Here is a 21279-nt window from a genome sequence, read left to right as displayed (position 1 = left end):
CTTTACAGCAGGTTATCCCATGCATTTCAGCGAACTGATGGCAGTTATTTCGACCCATGCGATCCGCCTTCAACAGGAAGATGAAGACCTGGTCATTCTGGGCAGTGACGACGCGCTGGATGATGCGTTGTGGGACAGCCTCGCCGCTCACAAGGCACAACTGCTGGAACTGGTCGCGCAGCACAACGGTGACTGGTTGAGTCCGGCGTATCGCATCACCCCGGACATGCTGCCGCTGGTGGCGCTCGATCAGGTCAGCCTCGACCGTATTGTCGCCGGTGTGCCGGGCGGTGCGGCGAATGTGCAGGACATCTACCCCTTGGCGCCCTTGCAGGAGGGCATGCTTTATCTGCATCTGGCGGCAGCGGCGGGCGACCCATACGTGTCGCAGGCGCGCTTTGCCTTTGCCAATCGTGAGCGCCTGCAAGCCTTTGCCGATGCGCTGCAATGGATGATCGGCCGCCACGACATCCTGCGCACTTCGTTTGTCTGGGAGCGCCTGGACGAACCGTTGCAAGTGGTCCACCGCAAGGCTGCGCTGCACTGCGAAGAGCTCGAATTGAACGGCAATGGCGAGGTGCTCGAGCAACTGTTGCAGCGCCACGACCCGCAGCATTTCCGTCTCGATGTGCGGCAGGCACCGCTGCTGCGCCTGGTGTTTGCCGACGATCCGGGCAATGGCCGCGTGGTTGCCTTGTTGCTGTTCCATCACCTGATCATGGATCACCTGGCGCTGGACGTGATCCGTCGCGAAGCCCAGGCGTTTCTGCTCGGGCACAGCGCGCAAGTGGCGGCGCCAGTGCCGTATCGCGATCATCTGGCGCGGGCACGGCTGGCCGCAAATGAATCGGCCCACGAGGCATTTTTCCGCGAGATGCTCGCCGACATCGACGAGCCGACGCTGCCCTGCGGCTTGCGCGATGTGCAGGGCGACGGCCACTCGATCGAAGAAGTCTCGCTGCTGCTCGACGGCGCCCTCAGTCGCCAATTGCGCGAGCAGGCGCGGCAACTGGGGGTGAGCGTGGCCAGTGTCATGCACCTGGCCCTGGCGCGGGTTCTCGGCGAATTGTCCGGGCGCACGGCGGTGGTGTTCGGCACCGTGCTGCTCGGGCGCATGGCGGCCGGCGAGGGTGGTGAACACGCGCTGGGTATGTTCATCAACACCTTGCCACTGCGGGTCGATGTCGGAGCCGACGACGTGCGCGCCGGCGTGCTGTTGACCCACCGCCGCCTGACCGCGCTGCTTGGCCATGAGCAAGCCTCGCTGGCGCTGGCGCAACGTTGCAGTGCGGTGGCAGTGCCGACGCCGCTGTTCAGCGCGATCCTCAACTACCGTCACAGCAGCGTCGATGAAGTCGCCGAAATCATCGAGATCGCCCCGGGCGTGCAAGTGCTGGGCGCGCGCGAACGTACCAATTATCCGCTGACCGTCAACATCGATGACCTGGGCGAAGACTTGCGTATCACCGCACTCGCGGAGTCGAGTCTGGGCGCGCAACGCATCGCCGATTATCTGCAGACCACCCTGCAAGGCCTGGTCGATGCGTTGCAGACGAGCACGCCGACGCCGCTGCACAGCGTCCGGATTCTGCCGGCCGCCGAGCGCGAACGGCTCTTGCACGGCGCCCATGCAGCGCTTGCGCATTTCCCCGATACGCCATTGATTCATCAGCAGTTCGAAGCGCACGCCCAGGCCCGGCCGGATGCCACCGCGTTGCTGTTCGACGGGCAGAGCCTCAGCTACGGCGAACTCAATCACCGTGCCAACCAAGTCGCTCATCATCTGCTGGGGCTGGGAATTCGCCCGGATGATCGCGTGGCGATCTGCGTCGAGCGTGGCCCGCAAATGCTCATCGGCCTGCTCGGTGTGCTCAAGGCCGGCGCCGCGTATGTGCCGATCGACCCGGCCTATCCGCAGGAGCGAATCGCTTTCACCCTGCAGGACAGCGCCCCGGTGGCACTGCTGCTGCAAGCCGCCACCCGAGAGCGGGTCGGCGCGCTGCCAGTGCCGCTGATCGATCTCGACGATCACACTCTGCGCGGCGAATCCGAGCGCGATCCGCAGATCGCCGGGCTCACTCCGGCGAGTCTGGCCTATGTGATCTACACCTCCGGCTCCACCGGTTTGCCCAAGGGCGTCATGGTCGAGCATCGCAACGTGGCGCGGCTGTTTTGCGCCACAGCGCACTGGTTTCAGTTCAATGAGCGCGACGTCTGGGCGCTGTTCCACTCGTTCGCCTTTGATTTCTCGGTGTGGGAAATCTGGGGGGCGCTGGCCTTCGGCGGGCAACTGTTGCTGGTTCCACAAACCGTCAGTCGTGCGCCCGATGAATGCTATGCGCTGCTGTGCCGCAGCGGCGTCACCGTGCTCAATCAGACCCCTGGCGCGTTCCGCCAGTTGATCGCCGCGCAGGGCCGCAGTGGGTTGCAGCATTCGCTGCGTGAAGTGATTTTCGGCGGCGAGGCACTTGAGCCGGGACTGCTCAAACCGTGGTACGCCCGGGTCGGCAACGCCGGCACGCGGTTGGTGAACATGTACGGCATCACCGAAACCACCGTGCACGTGACCTATCGGCCGCTGCAGGCCGCCGATGCGCAATTGGTCGGTGTCAGCCCGATCGGCGGGCCGATTGCCGACCTGCAACTGTATGTGCTCGATCCTCAAGGCGAACCGGTGCCGGTCGGTGTGACCGGCGAGTTGTATGTCGGTGGCGCGGGCGTGGCGCGCGGATATCTCAACCGTCCTGAGCTGACCGCCGAGCGCTTCATTCGTGATCCGTTCAGCCGCGCCGCCGATGCGCGCCTGTACAAAACCGGGGATCTGGCGCGCTGGGCCGCCGACGGCAGTCTCGACTATCTGGGGCGCAACGATGATCAGGTGAAGATCCGCGGTTTTCGCATTGAGCTCGGCGAGATCCAGGCACGCCTGTCGGCCTGCGCCGGTGTGCGCGACGCCGTGGTCATCGCCCGCGAAGACAGCCCCGGCGACACGCGACTGGTGGCGTACTGGACCGCTGCCGAAGGCGAAGAACCGAGCGTGGCGCAGCTGCGCGATACGCTGCTCGACTCGCTGGCGGACTACATGGTGCCCAGCGCCTTTGTGCGCCTCGACGCCTTGCCGCTGACCGCCAACGGCAAACTCGACCGCAAGGCACTGCCGGCGCCGGACAGTGATGCGTTTGCGCGACGCGGATTCGAGACGCCGCAAGGCGCGGTGGAAAGCCTGATTGCCGGCATTTGGCAGAGCCTGCTCGGGGTCGAGCAGGTGGGTCGGCATGACAACTTTTTCGAGCTCGGCGGGCATTCCCTGCTGGCGGTGAAGCTGATCGAACGCATGCGTCAACACGACTTGCACTGCGATGTGCGGGTGCTGTTCGGCCAGCCAAGCGTGGCGGCGCTGGCGGCTACCCTCGGCGCGACACAGGTGCATGTTGTACCGGCCAATCGTATCGAAGCCGGTTGCACGGCGATCACCCCGGAGCAATTGCCGTTGGCCGATCTCGATCAGGCTGGCATCGACACAGTGATCGACAGTGTGCCCGGCGGTGTCGGCAATGTTCAGGACATCTACGCACTGGCACCGTTGCAGGCGGGCATTCTCTACCACCACCTCGCCAGCCACAGCGGCGATCCCTACGTGCTGCAGGCGCAATTTGCCTTTGCCGGCCTGGCGCAGATCAAGGACTTCGTGCGCGCCTTGAACAGCGTGATTACCCGTCATGACATTCTGCGCACCAGCGTGGTCTGGGAGGGGCTGGAGGCGCCGGTGCAAGTGGTCTGGCGCGAGGCGCCGCTGAATCTTGAGCGGGTCGATGCCGACGAGCTTGCCGGCGACGCACTGGAGCAGATGCAGGCGCGTTTCGATCCGCGTCACTATCGCCTCGATCTGACCCAGGCGCCGCTGATGCGTTTTGCCTATACCGAAGACCAGGCCAATCAGCGCTGGGTCGGCATCCTGCTGATGCATCACATCGTCCTCGACCACACCGCACTCGAAGTGCTGGTGGCGGAAATGAACGACCTGCTGCTCGGGCGCACGGATGATCTGCCGCCAGCCGTGCAATACCGCAATTACGTGGCCCAGGCCCGCGCGGGCGCCGATGACGAAGCGCACGCGGAGTTCTTTCGCGACATGCTCGGCGACATCAGCGAGCCGACACTGGCGTTCGGTGTGCAGGATGTGCTCGGCGACGGCAGCGCCATCGTTGACAGCCAATTGGCCCTCGACGTTGGCCTCGGACAACGTTTGCGCGGAGTGTCGCGGCGCCTCGGCATCAGCATCGCCAGTCTCGTGCATCAGGCCTGGGCACAGGTGCTGGCGCAGGTTTCCGGTCAGCAGGACGTGGTCTTCGGCACCGTTCTGCTGGGGCGCATGCAGGGCGGCGCTGGCGCCGATCGTGCGTTGGGCATGTTCATCAACACCTTGCCATTGCGCGTCACTGTCGGCGCCGAATCGGTGCAGGACAGCGTGCGTGTCACCCACCAACGCCTGGCGCAGTTGCTCGGCCACGAGCAGGCGTCACTGGCGTTGGCCCAGCGCTGCAGCGGTGTCGCCGCGACGTCGCCGCTGTTCAGCACGCTGCTCAATTACCGTCACAGTCAGGCGGACGCGGCTGCAGTGGAATGGGACGGCATCGACATTCTCTGCTCCCGCGAGCGCAGCAATTATCCGCTGGTGGTCAGCGTCGATGACCTCGGCGATGGTTTCCTGCTGAACGTGCAGGCGGTGCCGCAGGTGGACGGCGTGCGGGTTTGCGATTATCTGCAAACCGCACTGCACAGTCTGGTGAACGCCCTCGAATACTCGCCGACGCTGCCCGTGCAACAGTTGTCGATTGTCTCGCCGGGCGAACGCCAACAAGTGTTGTTCGGCTTCAACGACACCACGCAACCATTCCCGCCCGCGCAGACCGTGCAGCGCCTGGTCGAAGCGCAAGCGCTGGCGAATCCCGACGCCTGGGCGGCGGTGCAGGGCGAGCAGCGTCTGAGTTACGCGCAGCTGAACCAGCGCGCCAATCGTCTGGCCCAGCACCTGATCGGCCTCGGCGTGCAGCCGGACGATCGTGTCGCCGTATGCCTGCGCCGCAGCCCGCAGATGCTCGTCGCGTTGCTGGCAATTCTCAAGGCCGGCGCGGCTTACGTGCCGGTCGATCCGGCCCATCCCCGCGAGCGCATCGCCTATCTGCTGCAGGACTGCGATCCGCTGGCAGTGCTGGCCGAGGCCTCGACCCGCGACTTGCTCGGCACGGTGCCGCTGATCGATCTGGACAATAACGGCTGGGCAAATTTGTCCGACGCCAACCCGCAATTGCCGGCGCTGACCCCGGCCCATCTCGCCTATGTGATCTACACCTCCGGCTCTACCGGCCAGCCAAAAGGCGTAATGGTCGAACACCGCACCCTGGAAAACCTGGTGCACTGGCACGCCGCCGCCTTCGATCTGCATGCCGGCAGCCATACCGCCAGCGTCGCCGGGTTCGGTTTCGACGCCATGGCCTGGGAGGTCTGGCCGGCCTTGTGCGTGGGCGCGACCCTGCACTTGCCACCGGCATCGATCGGCAATGAACACCTCGATGAATTGCTCGAATGGTGGCGCGCGCAGCCATTGCAAGTGAGCTTCCTGCCGACCCCAGTGGCCGAGTACGCGTTCAGCCGCGAGTTGGGCCATCCGACCCTGCGCACGTTGTTGATCGGCGGCGACAAGCTCCGGCAGTTCCCGCGTAACCAGACCTTCGACGTGATCAACAACTACGGGCCGACCGAAGCCACGGTGGTGGCGACGTCCGGGCGCATTGAGGCGGGGCAGGCGTTGCACATCGGTCGGCCGATCGCCAATGCCAAAATCTATCTGCTCGACAGTCAGCAACAACCGGTGCCGGTGGGCGTGCAGGGCGAACTGTATGTGGGTGGCGCCGGGGTCGCTCGTGGCTACCTGAATCGCCCGGCACTGAGTGCCGACATGTTCCTCGAAGATCCGTTCAGCGATGAGCCCCATGGGCGCATGTATCGCACTGGCGATCTTGCCCGTTGGCGCGCCGACGGCACGCTCGAATATCTGGGGCGCAATGACGATCAGGTGAAACTGCGCGGCGTGCGCATCGAGCCGGGGGAAATCGAAGCTGCGCTGAGTACGCACAGCGCCGTGCAAGACGTGGTGGTGCTGGTGCGTGACGGGCGCTTGCTGGCGTGGTTCAGCGAGCGCAGCGCGGTAGACATCGCTGATCTGCGCCGCCACTTGCAGAGCCGACTGCCCGAGGCACTGATTCCCGCCGCTTATGTCCGCGTCGAGGCGATGCCGCTGACCGCCAACGGCAAGCTTGACCGCAAAGCCTTGCCGGAGCCGGATCACAGCGCCTGGCTCAGCCACGAATACGCAGCGCCGCAAGGTCCATTGGAGCAGGCGTTGGCGCAGATCTGGAGCGATCTGCTCAAAGTCGCGCAGGTCGGTCGGCATGACAATTTCTTCGAACTGGGCGGGCATTCGTTGCTCGCCGTCAGCCTGATCGAGCGCCTGCGCCAGCTCGGCCTGAGCGCCGATGTGCGGGTGCTGTTCAGCCAGCCGACCCTCGCCGCACTGGCGGCGGCGCTGGGCAGCGGTCGCGAAATCGAGGTGCCGGCCAATCGCATTACCGATGACTGCCGCCACATCACCGCGGACATGTTGAGCCTGAGCGAACTGGACCAGGCCAGTGTCGAACGCATCGTCGCCACGGTGCCGGGCGGCGCGGCCAACGTGCAGGACATTTATCCGCTGGCGCCGTTGCAAGAGGGCATTCTTTATCACCACATCAGCGCCGGCGCGGGCGATCCGTATCTGCTGCAATCGAGTCTGGCCTTTGCCAACATCGACCGCCTGTATGCCTTCGCCAAAGCCCTGCAGGGCATTATCGAGCGCCACGACATTCTGCGCACCAGCGTGGTCTGGGAGGGATTGCCGAGCCCGCAGCAAGTGGTCTGGCGACGGGCGCCGTTAGCGGTCGACGGTGTGGCGCTGGACCCGGCAGAAGGTGATGTGCTTGCCCAGTTGCAAGGGCGTTTCGCCGCCCGGCACTGGCGCCTCGACCTCGGTCAGGCGCCGCTGATGCGCCTGGTGTATGCCGATGACCCTGAGCACAAACGGGTCGTCGCCATGTTGCTGTTCCATCACATCGCCCTCGATCACACGGCGCTGGAGGTGGTGCGGCAGGAGATGCAGGCCGGCTTGCTCGGCAACAGCGAGCCACTGCCCGCAGCAGCGCCGTATCGCAATTACGTGGCGCAGGCTCGCCACGGCGTCAGCGAGCAGGAACACGAGATATTCTTCCGCGAGATGCTCGGCGACGTCGACGAGCCGACCCTGCCGTTCGGTTTGCGTGAAGTTGAAAATGACGGCAGGGACATCGAAGGGCATGTCAGCGCAATGCCGCTTGAGTTAAGCAGGCGTTTGCGGGCGCAGGCGCGCAGTTTCGGGGTCAGCGCGGCCAGTCTGTTCCACCTCGCCTGGGCGCAGGTGCTGGCGGCCACCGCCGGGCAGCCCCGCGTGGTGTTCGGTAGCGTGTTGCTCGGTCGCCTGCAGGGCGGTGCGGGGGCCGATCGGGCACTGGGGATGTTCATCAATACCTTGCCGTTGCGTGTCGACGTCGATGAGGCCAGCGTCGGTGCGACACTGCGCGGCGTGCATCAGCGGCTGGCTGCGCTGCTCGGTCACGAACACGCTTCACTCGCGCTCGCTCAGCGTTGCAGTGCGGTTGCCGCACCGTTGCCGCTGTTCAGTTCGGTGCTGAATTATCGCCACAGCGCCTCGCGCCAGTCTGACGGGGAGGCGTGGCAGGGGATCGAGTTTCTTGCTCATGAGGGGCGCAGCCATTATCCACTGACGCTGAGCATCAACGATCTCGGCGAGGGCTTCGATTTGTCGGTGCTGACGCCCGCCGAGGTTGGTGCGCAACGGGTCTGCGAGCTGATGCACAGCGCGCTGGCACTGTTGGTGGCGGCTCTGGAGCAGGATCCCGAACAGGCACTGGATCGGCTGGCGATCCTGCCGCCATCCGAGCGCGAACGAGTGCTCACACAGTTCAACGCCAGCGCTGTGGCCTTCCCGCCAGCGCAGACGGTGCAGCGCCTGTTCGAGGCGCAAGTGCTGCTCAACCCGCACGCGCCGGCGCTGCACGCGGGCGAACACCAGCTGACCTATACGCAGCTCAATCAACAGGCCAACCGCCTCGCGCATTACCTGCTCGAGCTGGGCGTTCGGCCCGACGCGCGGGTGGCGATTTCCACCCGGCGAGGCCCGCACATGCTGCTGGCCATGCTCGCGGTGCTCAAGGCTGGCGCGGCCTATGTGCCGATCGACCCGGCGCATCCGGCCGAACGCATTGCCTATCTGCTGGCCGACAGCGCACCGCTGGCGCTGCTGGTGTCCGGCGTGGAACCGGGCAGGGTGGCGGTGCCGGTGATCGATCTTGGCGACGAGCGTTGGCATGACCGGCCGGACCGCAATCCTGAAGTCGGCGGTTTGACGGCCGATCATCTCGCCTACGTGATCTACACCTCGGGCTCCACTGGCCAGCCAAAAGGCGTAATGGTCGAACACCGCACCCTGGAAAACCTGGTGCAATGGCACGCCGCAGCCTTCGATCTGCGCGCCGGCAGCCATACCGCCAGTGTCGCCGGATTCGGTTTCGACGCCATGGCCTGGGAGGTCTGGCCGGCCTTGTGCGTGGGCGCGACGTTGCACCTGCCGCCGGCGTCGATCGGCAATGAACACCTCGATGAGTTGCTCGAATGGTGGCGCGCGCAGCCGTTGCAGGTGAGCTTCCTGCCGACGCCAGTGGCGGAATATGCCTTCAGCCGCGAGCTGGGCCATCCGACCTTGCGCACGCTGTTGATCGGCGGCGACAAGCTCAGGCAATTCCCGCGTGACCAGAGTTTCGAAGTGATCAACAACTACGGCCCGACCGAGGCAACGGTGGTGGCGACCTCGGGGCGCATCGCGGCCGGGCAGGCGTTGCATATTGGCCGACCGATTGCAAATGCCAGGGTGTATGTCCTCGATGGCCGGCAGCAGCTGTTGCCGGTTGGGGTCAGAGGCGAGTTGTACGTCGCCGGCGCAGGCGTGGCCAGGGGGTACCTGAACCGCGATGAGTTGACCGCCGAGCGCTTCCTCGCCGACCCGTTCAGCCATGAGCCTGGGGCGCGCATGTATCGCACCGGCGACCTTGTGCGCTGGCGCACCGACGGCACGCTGGAGTATCTGGGGCGCAATGACGATCAGGTCAAACTGCGCGGCGTGCGCGTGGAACTCGGCGAAATCGAAGCGGCGCTGGCCAGTCATCCGGCGCTGCAGGACGCTGTGGCACAAGTGCGCGACGGGCAGTTGCTGGCGTGGTTCACCGCGCGTGGGCCGCTCGATCTCGAGGACCTGCGTGAGCATTTGCAATCGCGCTTGCCGCAAGCGTTGCTGCCGGCGGCCTACGTGCGCCTCGACGCCTTGCCGTTGACCGCCAACGGCAAACTCGACCGCAATGCCTTGCCGGAACCGGAGCAAAGCGCCTGGCTCAGCCGTCAGTACCAAGCGCCGCAGGGCCCGGTGGAAACCGCGCTGGCGCAGATCTGGAGCGAGGTGCTCAGGGTTGCGCAGGTTGGCCGCCACGATAATTTCTTCGAGCTCGGCGGGCACTCGTTGCTGGCGGTCAGCGTCATCGAACGCATGCGTCAGATCGACCTGACTACCGACGTGCGTGTGCTGTTCAACCAGCCGACACTGGCGGCGCTGGCGGCGGCGGTCGGCAGCGGCCGCGAGATTGTGGTGCCGGCCAACGGCATCGCCGCGCACTGCACCTGCATCACGCCCGACATGCTCAGCCTGCTGCAACTGGATCAGGCCAGCATCGAGCGCATCGTCGCCACGGTGCCGGGCGGTGCGGCCAATGTGCAGGACATTTACCCGCTGGCGCCGTTGCAGGAAGGCATTCTCTACCACCACATCACCGCCGGGCAGAACGACCCGTACGTGCTGCATTCACGGTTGACGTTCGCCAGTGTCGAGCGCGTCGAGGCGTTCGCCCGTGCGTTGCGTCAGGTCATGGCGCGCCATGACATCCTGCGCACTTCGATCGTCTGGCAGGGCCTCGACGCGCCGGTGCAAGTGGTGTGGCGCGAGGCGCAATTGCCGGTGGAGGAAGTCGCGTTCGAGCAACTGTCGACGTGTTCGCTGGATCTCGGCAAGGCGCCGCTGATCCGCTTGTTGTACGCCCGCGATCCGGCCACCGGACAAGTGGCCGGCCTGCTGCTGTTCCATCACATCGCCCTCGATCACACGGCGCTGGAAGTCGTGCGCGAAGAAATGCAGATCAGCCTTGCTGGCGAACAGCGCTCGCTGCCACCGGCGGCGCCGTACCGCAACTATGTAGCGCAGGCGCGGCTGGGCATCAGTGAGGCGGAGCACGAAGGGTTCTTCCGCGACATGCTCGGCGATGTCGATGAACCGACGCTGCCGTTCGGTCTGCATGAGGTCAATGCTGCGGCGGGTACTTATGAGGAAGCGGCGCTGGCACTGCCCGATGCGCTGGCACAGCGTCTGCGCAGTCAGGCGCGACAGCTGGGCATGAGCGTCGCCAGCGTGTTTCATCTGGCCTGGGCGCAAGTTCTGGGCGCCACCTCCGCCCAGCAGCGGGTGGTGTTCGGCACCGTGCTGATGGGCCGGATGCAGGGCGGGGCGGGGGCGGATCGCGGGCTCGGCATGTTCATCAATACCTTGCCGCTGCGCGTCGATTTGGGCGCGCAGACGGTGCGCGCGGCCCTGGCGGCCACCCATGAGCAACTCACCGGCCTGTTGGCGCATGAGCATGCTTCGCTGGCGCTGGCCCAGCGTTGCAGCCGGATCGCCGCACCGGCGCCGTTGTTCAGCGCGATGCTCAACTATCGCCATGGCAGCGCGACGCCAGCGCAAGCGCACCCGGCTTGGCAAGGCATCGAGACCTTGCACAGCGAGGAGCGCACCAACTATCCGCTGAGCCTCAACGTCGACGACTTTGGCACGGGTTTCAGGCTCAGCGCGATCACCTTGGCGGAGGTCGGTGCGTTGCGCATCTGCCGCTATATGGAAACAGCGTTGCAGCGCTTGGTCGATGCCCTGGAACAGACGCCGCAGCAACCGATCGAGCAGTTATCGGTGTTGCCGGATGCCGAGCGTCAGCGCTTGCTGTTCGACTTCAACGCGACGGCGGTCGATTACGACTTGCAGCAAACCCTGCACGGCCTGTTCGAAGCTCAAGTGCTGCGCACGCCGCAGGCCGTCGCCGTGCAGATGGCTGATCAACGGGTGGATTTCCAACAACTCAACGTGCGCGCCAATCGTCTGGCCCACCACCTGATCGGACTCGGGGTGCAGGCGGACTCGCGGGTGGCGATCTGCGTCGAACGCAGTGTCGCCATGGTTGTTGGCCTGTTGGCGATCCTCAAGGCTGGCGGCGCTTACGTACCGCTGGACCCGGACTACCCGGCCGAACGCATCGCCTACATGCTTGCCGACAGCGCACCGCTGGCGCTGCTGGTGCAAGGCAGCACGGCCGCGCTGGCCGGTGCACTGGCATTGCCGGTGATCAATCTGGAGCAGGAGACCTGGCGCGATTTGCCGGCGAGCAATCCGCCGGTCAGCGGCCTGACGTCGGCGAATCTGGCCTATGTGATCTACACCTCTGGCTCGACCGGTCAACCGAAAGGCGTGGCCAACGAGCACGGCGCAGTGGTCAACCGTTTGCTGTGGATGCAGGATGCCTGCGCGCTGACGGCGGCGGACACCGTGCTGCAAAAAACGCCATTCAGTTTCGACGTATCGGTCTGGGAGTTTTTCTGGCCGCTGATGACCGGCACACGCCTGCTGCTGGCGCGTCCTGGCGGGCACAAGGAACCGGTCTACCTGAGCGAGCTGATCGAGCGCGAACAGGTCACGACTGTGCATTTTGTGCCATCGATGCTCGACGTGTTCCTCGCCCACGGCCAGACCGAGCGCTGTGCCGGGTTGCGCCAGGTGATGTGCAGCGGTGAGGCGTTGCCCGGCAGTCTGGTGCGGCGTTTCAAACAGCAGTTGCCCGCCAGTCAGTTGCACAACCTGTATGGCCCGACCGAAGCGGCGGTGGACGTCACCGCGTGGAATTGCGCCGGGCCGCTGCTGGACACGCCGGACAATACGCCGATCGGCAAACCGATCGCCAACACGCGGATGTACATCCTCGACGCGCAGCAACAACCGGTGCCGCAAGGCGTTGTCGGCGAGCTGTATATCGGTGGCGTGCAGGTGGCGCGCGGCTATCTGAACCGCGCCGAGCTCAGCGCCGAACGTTTTCTGCGCGACCCGTTCAGCGCCCAGGCGCAAGCGCGTATGTACCGCACCGGCGATATCGCTCGCTATCGTGCCGACGGCAATATCGAATACCTCGGGCGCAATGACGATCAGGTGAAGATTCGCGGCCTGCGCATCGAACTGGGTGAAATCCAGGCCTGCCTGAGCCGGATCGACGGCGTCCAGGAGGCGGCGGTAGTGGCCCGCGAAGACGTGCCGGGGGACAAACGCCTGGTGGCGTACTACACCGGCTCGCGGCTGGACATCGACATCCTGCGTGCGACGTTACTGCACGGTTTGCCGGACTATATGGTCCCGGCGACCTTCGTTCATCTCGATCGGTTGCCGCTCAGCCCCAACGGCAAACTCGATCGCAAGGCGTTGCCCGCACCGAATCAGGATGCGCTGATCAGCCGGCCGTATGAGGCGCCGGTCGGCGAGGTGGAAATCACCCTGGCGCGGCTGTGGTGCGAGTTGCTCAATGTCGAACGGGTAGGGCGGCATGACCACTTTTTCGAGCTGGGCGGGCATTCGTTGCTGGCGGTGAGTCTGGTCGGCCGGCTGCAACAGGAAGGCATGGAGGCTGACGTGCGGGCGTTGTTCGAACAACCGACGCTGGCCGGTTACGCAGCAATCACGGAAAGAATGGAGATCGTCCTGTGAACCTCAATCCCTTGTTGGCGACACTCAAAGCCCGCGACATCCAGTTGACGGTCACGGACGACCAGTTGCGCGTCAATGGCAACAAGCAAGCGCTGGGCGATCCGGCATTGCTGGCTTCGTTGCGCGAACACAAGGCGGCGCTGATCGAGCTGATCAAGGCCGGCGAATATTCAGCGGCCAGGGTCGGCCAGGTCGAGGTGCCGGCCAATGGTATTGCGGCCGGCTGCACCCACATCACCCCGGCAATGCTGACCCTCGCGCAACTGAGCCAGGAGAGCCTCGATCAGCTTCTCCAAGGCATTCCCGGCGGCGCTGCCAACGTGCAGGACATCTATCCGCTGACGCCGTTGCAGGAAGGCATTCTCTATCACCACGTCAGCGCGCAACACGGCGACCCCTACGTCATGCAGGCGCATTTCGCGTTCAGCGGAGCGCAGCGTTTGCAGGCATTCGTCGATGCCTTGCAGACGGTCATCGACCGCCACGACATCCTGCGCACCGCAGTGTTCTGGGAAGGTCTCGATACGCCGTTGCAAGTGGTCATGCGTGAGGCGCGCCTGCCGCTGGAAGAAGTGCGGCTGGAGGCCGATGGCGGCGATGCGTTGGCACAATTGCACGCCCGTTTCGACGCCCGCGAGTTTCGCCTCGACGTCACCCGCGCGCCGCTGTTGCGGCTGGCGCATGCCTGGGATGAACGCGAGCAACGCATCGTCGCCATGCTGCTGTTTCATCACATGGCGATGGACCACTCGGCACTGGCGGTGGTCAGCGAGGAACTGCAGGCTTGCCTGAGCGGGCACGCCGCGCGGTTGGGCGCGCCGGTGCCGTTTCGCAATTACGTGGCGCAGGCGCGTCTGGGCATCAGCGAGGCGCAACACGAAGCGTTTTTCCGCGACATGCTGGCTGACATCGACCAGCCGACGCTGCCCTACGGCTTGCAGAGTGTGCACGGCGACGGCAGTGACATCGTCGAATTCAGTCAGGCGCTCGAGCCGCCACTGGAGCGTCGCTTGCGCGCGCAGGCACGCCGCCAGGGCGTCAGCGTCGCCAGCCTGTTCCACCTCGGTTGGGGCCAGGTGCTGAGCGCCCTCACCGGGCAAGCGAGCGTGGTGTTCGGCACGGTGCTGATGGGGCGCATGCACAACGCCGAAGGCACCGAACGAGCGCTGGGCATCTTCATCAACACCTTGCCGCTGCGGGTCGACATCACGGCGCTGGCGGTCAGTGAGGCGATCAAGGCCACCCACGCGCGGCTGACCACGCTGATGCGTCACGAACATGCGCCGCTGGCATTGGCGCAGCGTTGCAGTGGCGTGGTCGCGTCGTCGCCGTTGTTCAGCACGCTGCTCAACTATCGGCACAGCGCTTCCAGCGGCAGTGCCAGCTCCGAAGCACTTGCCGCGTGGGAAGGCATCAGCGTGCTGCGTTCGGAAGAACGCACCAATTATCCGCTGACCCTGAGCATCGATGACTTCGGCGACCGCTTCAGCCTGACCTTGCTGGCCACTCGCGCCGTTGAGGGTGAACGTCTCTGCGCCTATCTGCTGCACGCAGTGGAACAAGTGCTGTCGGCGCTGGAACACGCGCCGGAGACGCCGCTGAATCGGTTGTCGGTACTGCCCGCCGCCGAACGCGAGCAACTGTTGCACGGGTTCAATGCCAGTCAGGTCGATTACCCGGCGGCGCTGCCGATCCAGCAGCGTTTCGAAGCGCAAGTGCTGGCGCGGCCGGATGCGCTGGCGGCGGTGCATCTGGGCGAGTCGCTGACGTTTGCCGAGTTGAACCACCGGGCCAATGCGCTGGCGCACCAGTTGATCGACTTGGGCGTGCAGCCTGATGACCGCGTTGCCATCGTCGCGCGCCGCGGGGTGCACGCGCTGGTGGGTTTGCTGGCGATCCTCAAGGCCGGCGCCGGTTATGTGCCGGTCGATCCGGCGCACCCGGCCGAACGCCTGCTGCATCTGCTGCGCGACAGTGCCCCGGTCGCGGTGTTGACCAGCGCCGATCTGCGCGACCGCTTGCCGCTGCTGGCGGTGCCGGTGCTCAATCTCGACCCGCGCACCTGGCCGCTGGGCATCACCCGCAACCCGCAGCTGCCGAATCTGCAGGCCAGCCATCTGGCCTACGTGATCTACACCTCCGGCTCGACCGGTTTGCCCAAGGGCGTGATGGTTGAACACCACACCCTGTCCAACCTCGTCGATTGGCACTGTGCGGCCTTTGACCTGTGTGCCGGCCGCCACACTTCGAGCCTTGCCGGATTCGGTTTCGATGCCATGGCCTGGGAGGTCTGGCCGGCGCTGTGCGCGGGGGCGACCTTGCACATTGCGCCGGCCCATGACGGCAGCGAAGACATCGACGCCTTGCTCGACTGGTGGCGCGCGCAGCCGCTGGACGTGAGTTTCCTGCCCACGCCGGTGGCCGAATACGCCTTCAGCCAACACCTGGAACACCCGACCTTGCGCACGCTGCTGATCGGCGGCGACCGCTTGCGCCAGTTCTCGCGCAACCAGCGTTTCGACGTGATCAACAATTACGGCCCGACCGAGACCACGGTGGTCGCCACTTCCGGGCGCATCGACAGCGCTGATGCGTTGCACATCGGCAAACCGGTGAGCAATGCCACGGTGTATCTGCTCGACGAGCAACAGCGCCCGGTGCCGATCGGCGCGGTCGGCGAGTTGTACATCGGCGGCAGCGGCGTCGCCCGGGGTTATCTGAACCAGCCGCAGCTGACCGCCGAACGCTTTCTGCGCGATCCATTCAGCAGTGCGCCGCAGGCACGCATGTACCGCTCCGGCGACCTTGCGCGCTGGCGCTGCGACGGCACCCTGGAGTACCTCGGGCGCAACGACGATCAGGTGAAAATTCGCGGCGTGCGCATCGAACCGGGAGAGATCGAAAACCGCCTCAATCAGCTGCCCGGTATTCAGCAAGCGGTGGTCGTGGCCCGTGAGGATCAGCCGGGGCAGCCGCGGCTGGTGGCGTATTTCACCGAGCAGGCTCAGGTGCAGGCGCTGGCCGTGGCTGAACTGCGCGCGCTGCTGCTCAGCCAACTGCCGGAATACATGGTGCCGTCCGCCCTGGTCAAACTCGACGAACTGCCGCTGACCGCCAACGGCAAACTCGACCGCAGGGCCCTGCCGAAACCCGAACGCTCGGCGCTGTTCGCCCGCGAATACGCCGCGCCCCAGGGCGAAGTGGAGACCGCACTGGCGGACATCTGGGCCGAGGTGTTGCAGGTCGAGCGGGTAGGGCGCGAGGACCATTTCTTCGAACTGGGCGGGCATTCGCTGCTGGCCATGCGCATGGTCGCGCAGGTCAGGCAGCGACTGGGCGTCGAGCTGGTGCTCAGCGACCTGTTTGCCAACGCCGAGCTGGCGGCGGTGGCGCAGGTGTTGACCGAGGCCGGGCGCTGCACGCAACCGCCGATCCTGCCGGTACCACGTGAAACGGCGCTGCCGCTGTCGTTTTCGCAGCAGCGCTTCTGGTTTCTGACGCAGATGGAGGGCGCCAACACCGCCTACAACATCCCGATCGCCCTGCGCTTGCGCGGTGCCCTCGACGCCGCTGCCCTGCAACGCGCGCTGGCGCGTATCGTCGCGCGCCACGAGACATTGCGCAGCCGCTTCGCTCCGCTGGATGGCGACGCTCAGGTGCTGATCGCGCCGGTCGACAGCGGCCTGCTGTTGCGCGTCGAGGATCTGCGCCAGCACTCGCAGGCGGACGAGGCGTTGCAGGCGCTGATTCAGGGCGAAGCCTCGGGGCCGTTCGATCTGCTTGATGACCCGCTGATACGCGGGCGTCTGGTGCGTCTGGCCGATGATCATCACGTGCTGCTGCTGACCTTGCACCACATCATTTCCGACGGTTGGTCGATGGGTGTGCTGACCCGTGAACTGATGGCGTTGTATCAGGCGTTCAGTCAGGGCGAAGACGATCCGTTGCCGGCGCTGACCCTGCAATACAGTGACTACGCGGTGTGGCAGCGGCGCTGGTTGAGCGGCGAGGTATTGCAGCGTCAGAGCGAATACTGGCAACGCACCCTGCGCGAGGTGCCGGCCTTGCTCACCCTGCCCACCGATCGGCCGCGACCGGCGCAGCAGGACTACGCCGGCAGCAGCATTGACCTGCAACTGGATGAGCGTTTGAGCGCCGGGCTCAAGGCCTTGAGCCAGCGCCACGGCGTGACGTTGTACATGACCCTGCTCAGCGCCTGGGCAGTATTGCTCGGGCGTCTGGCCGGGCAGACCGATGTGGTCGTCGGCTCGCCGGTGGCCAACCGCAATCGGGTCGAAGTCGAGGGCATGATCGGCCTGTTCGTCAACACCCTGGCGCTGCGCATCGACACCTCCGGCGAGTTGACCGGCGCAGCGCTGCTGGCGCGGGTCAAGGCGCTGACGTTGCAAGCCCAGGCGCATCAGGATCTGCCGTTCGAACAAGTGGTGGAAATCACCCGGCCGGTGCGAAGTCTGGCGCACAGTCCGTTGTTCCAGACCATGTTCAACTGGCGCAACAGCGACGGCCCGGCGCTGGCCCTGGGCGATCTGACCCTGGAAGCGGTGGCCGAGCCGAGTCACTTTGCCAAGTTCGACCTGACCTTGACCCTCGGCGACACGCCCGAGGGCATTGGCGGCTGGCTGGAATACGCCACGGCGCTGTTCGATGAAACCACGGTGCAGCGTTTCGCCGGTTACCTGCGGCAATTGCTGCAGGCCATGGGTGCCAACGATCAGGCGCTGCTCGACGAGGTGCCGCTGGTGCAGGACGAAGAACGCCAGCGCTTGCTGGTGGACTTCAATGACACCGAGCGCGAGTACCCGCAGAACGACACGGTGCAGCGTTTGTTCGAAGCGCTGGCCTTGCAACAACCCGACGCTGTCGCCGCGCTGCATGGCGAGCAAACCCTGAGCTATGCCGAGTTGAACCGCAGGGCCAATCGGCTGGCGCATCATTTGCTCGGCGAGGGCGTGAAACCCGGCGATGCGGTGGCGATCCTGTTGCCGCGCTCGCTGGATCTGCTGATCGCGCAACTGGCGATCGGCAAGTGCGCGGCAGCGTGGGTGCCGCTGGATATTCATGCACCGAGCGAGCGTCTGGCGTTCATGGTCGAGGATTGCCAGGCGGCCGCGCTGCTGAGCCACAGCACAACCACGCTGACGTTTGCCGCACGGCGCATCGATCTCGATCGGCTGGCGCTCGGCGCTCAGCCCAGCCACAACCCGGATCTGCCGCAGTCGGCAGAGTCGCTGGCGTACATCATGTACACCTCCGGCTCCACCGGCATGCCCAAAGGCGTGATGGTCCCGCACCGGGCGATCACGCGGCTGGTGATCAACAACGGCTACGCCGATTTCAATCGGCAGGACTGCGTGGCATTCGCCTCCAACCCGGCATTCGACGCGAGCACCATGGACGTCTGGGGCGCACTGCTCAACGGCGCGCGGGTGGCGATCATCGAGCATGCCACCTTGCTCGATCCGCAGGCGTTCGGCGCCGAACTCAAGCGCAGCGGCGCGAGCATCCTGTTCGTCACCACCGCGCTGTTCAACCAGTATGTGCAGCTGATTCCCGACGCCCTCAAGGGCTTGCGCATTCTGCTCTGCGGCGGCGAGCGCGGCGATCCGGCGGCGTTTCGCAAGTTGCGCGCCGAGGCGCCGCAGCTGCGTCTGGTGCATTGCTACGGGCCAACGGAAACCACCACTTACGCCACCACGTTTGCCGTGCAGAGCGTCGCCGAGGATGCCGACAGCGTGTCGATCGGCGGGCCGATTTCCAACACTCAGGTGTATGTGCTTGATGGCTGTCAGCAACCGGTACCGTTCGGCGTTACCGGTGAGTTGTACATCGGCGGGCAGGGCGTTGCCCTGGGTTACCTCAATCGTCCCGAGCTGACGGCGGAGAAATTCCTCCACGACCCGTTCAGCCGCCGGCCCGAAGCGATGATGTACCGCACCGGCGATCTGGTGCGCTGGCTCGCGCCGGGGCAACTTGAGTGCATCGGTCGCAATGACGATCAGGTGAAGATTCGCGGTTTCCGCATCGAGCTGGGCGAGATCGAAAACCGCCTGCTCAGTTGCCCCGGCGTTAAAGAGGCGGTGGTACTGGCGCGGCGAGACGGCACGCAAACACGCTTGGTCGCTTATTACAGCGCCGCCGATGCCGAGCTGCAAAGCGCCACGCTGCGCGCGTTGTTGCAGGCCCGGCTGCCGGAATACATGGTGCCGTCAGCGTGGGTGCGACTGGCGACGTTGCCGCTGAACAACAACGGCAAAATTGATCGCAAGGCCCTGCCGGCACCGACGCAAGAGGCAATGCTCAATCGTGTGTACGAGGCGCCGGGCAATGCCGTGGAAAGCCGCCTCGCCGAGTTGTGGCGCGAGGTTCTCCAGGTTGAACGGGTGGGTCGCCACGACAACTTCTTCGAACTGGGCGGGCATTCGTTGCTGGCAGTGAGGCTGGTCAACGAGATGCAGCAGGCCGGTCTGCCGATGACCCTGGCCGAGCTGTTCCAGCACCCGAGCATCGAGGCGGCGGCTGCGCTGCTCGCTGAACGTGACGGCGTTATCGAGGAGGAACCGGGGCTGATCGTGGTACGCGCTGGCGATCACGGCACGCCGTTGTTTCTGGTGCATGAATTCAGCGGTCGCGATGTGTATTTCCCGGCGCTGGGACGGCACATCGATGGGAGTTTTCCGATTTACGGTTTGCCCGGCATCGAGTTCGGCCAGACGCAACTGCGCACCCTCGAATGCCTGGCCACACGCATGGTCGGGATCATTCGTCGCAGACAGCCCCACGGGCCTTATCGATTGGCAGGCTGGTCGTTTGGCGGGGTGCTGGCTTATGAAGTCGCCCAGCAATTGCTGGGGCTGGACGAAAGGGTCGAGTTCATCGGCCTGATCGACAGCTATGTGCCGCGCCTGGCCGATCCGCACAAGGCTCGCTGGAACGATGCCCACGTGCACAAGCGCCAATTGCTTCTGCATTGCACCGCGCACTGGCTTGGCCTTGGCGACGATGGCCAGCGCGGGTTGACGGCGCTGACAGCGTTGCAAGCCGAACTGGAAAGCCTGACCTTCGCCGAACTGCTCGAGCGCTGCCAACAGCAGCAATTGCTCCATCCCGAGTTGTCGGTTGCCTCGGCAGCGGATGCCTGGCATTACCTTGATCGCGAAGTGGCGCACGGACATGCGCTGGCGCATTACCGCATCAGTCCGCTGCCGGTGCCGCTGCATGTGTTCCGCGCGCAGCAACGTTCGGCGGCAATGGCGCCGCTCAGCCCGACCCTCGGCTGGGCCGAAGATCTGCCAGATGCCGAGTTGCACTGCATCGATGTGCCCGGCGATCACCAGAGCATGATGAAAGCGCCGCATATTCAAGCGCTGGGTCAGGCCATCGGTCAGGCACTGGAGGCGGCCCAGGCGCCGGCATTGCCGGTCTATCAACCGTTGGTGACCATCCAGACTGGCGACAGTGCCCGGGCGCCGATCTTCTGCGTGCCGGGTGCCGGCGACAGTGTCACCGGTTTCATTCATCTGAGCGAAGCCCTCGGTTCCGAGTGGCCGATCCATGGTCTGCAACCGCGCGGGCTGGACGGCGGCGCGGTGCCGCACAGTCAGGTCGAGGTGGCGGCGCGGTTTTACCTGCGCGCTATTGAGCGACTCTATCCGCACGGGCCGTTGCACTTGATCGGGCATTCCTTCGGCGGCTGGGTGGCGCATGCCATGGCCGCGCAATTGCAGGCCGAGGGGCGCGAAGTGGCGTCATTGACGCTGATCGACAGCGAATCCCCCGGCGGCAACGGGGTGATCGGCAAACCCTACACCGCGACCGCTGCATTGCAGCGGCTGATCGAGGCGTTGCAACTGTCGTCAGGCACCTCCCTGGGCATCGATGCCGAGGTTTTCTCCGAGGCCGATGACTCCACGCAATTGCGTTTGTTGCACGAAGGCATGGTGCGTGCGGGGGTGCTGTCGGCGCGGACAACGCCGCAGTCCTTGCTTGGCTCGACGCGCACCTTCGCCAGCGCCCTGCGCACGGTTTATCAACCGCGTCAGCGTTACAGCGGCCCGGTGCGCCTGGCGCTGGTTGACGATCCGACACTGGATGCGGCGGGCAATCAGCGCGAGCAGGCGGCGATGATCGAAGGCTGGCGTCGCGAGGTGACGGATCTGACGGTGTGGTACGGCCCGGGCAACCATTTCACGTTGCTCAAGGCACCCAACGTATTGAATTTCGCCGCGTGGTGGCACGAGGGTCTGAAACGGCCGGCCAAGGCAATGCTCTCCTGA

General features: G+C 65.3%; 2 protein-coding genes. Both read left to right on the top strand.

Annotated features, from left to right (window positions below):
• The first annotated feature begins 19 nt into the window (after positions 1-19).
• Positions 20-12985, top strand: coding sequence for a non-ribosomal peptide synthetase (locus DCO47_RS04735; RefSeq protein ID WP_116657590.1), 12966 nt, complete (start codon positions 20-22; stop codon positions 12983-12985).
• The gene (locus DCO47_RS04730) at positions 12982-21279 is read left to right on the top strand and encodes a non-ribosomal peptide synthetase (protein ID WP_116657589.1); all 8298 of its coding nucleotides are present in this window, start codon (positions 12982-12984) and stop codon (positions 21277-21279) included. Before DCO47_RS04735 ends, DCO47_RS04730 begins: the two co-directional genes overlap by 4 nt.

This window comes from Pseudomonas sp. NDM (genome assembly GCF_003105095.1).
GTDB lineage: Bacteria > Pseudomonadota > Gammaproteobacteria > Pseudomonadales > Pseudomonadaceae > Aquipseudomonas > Aquipseudomonas moraviensis_A.
This window is presented reverse-complemented; position numbering and strand designations above follow the sequence as displayed.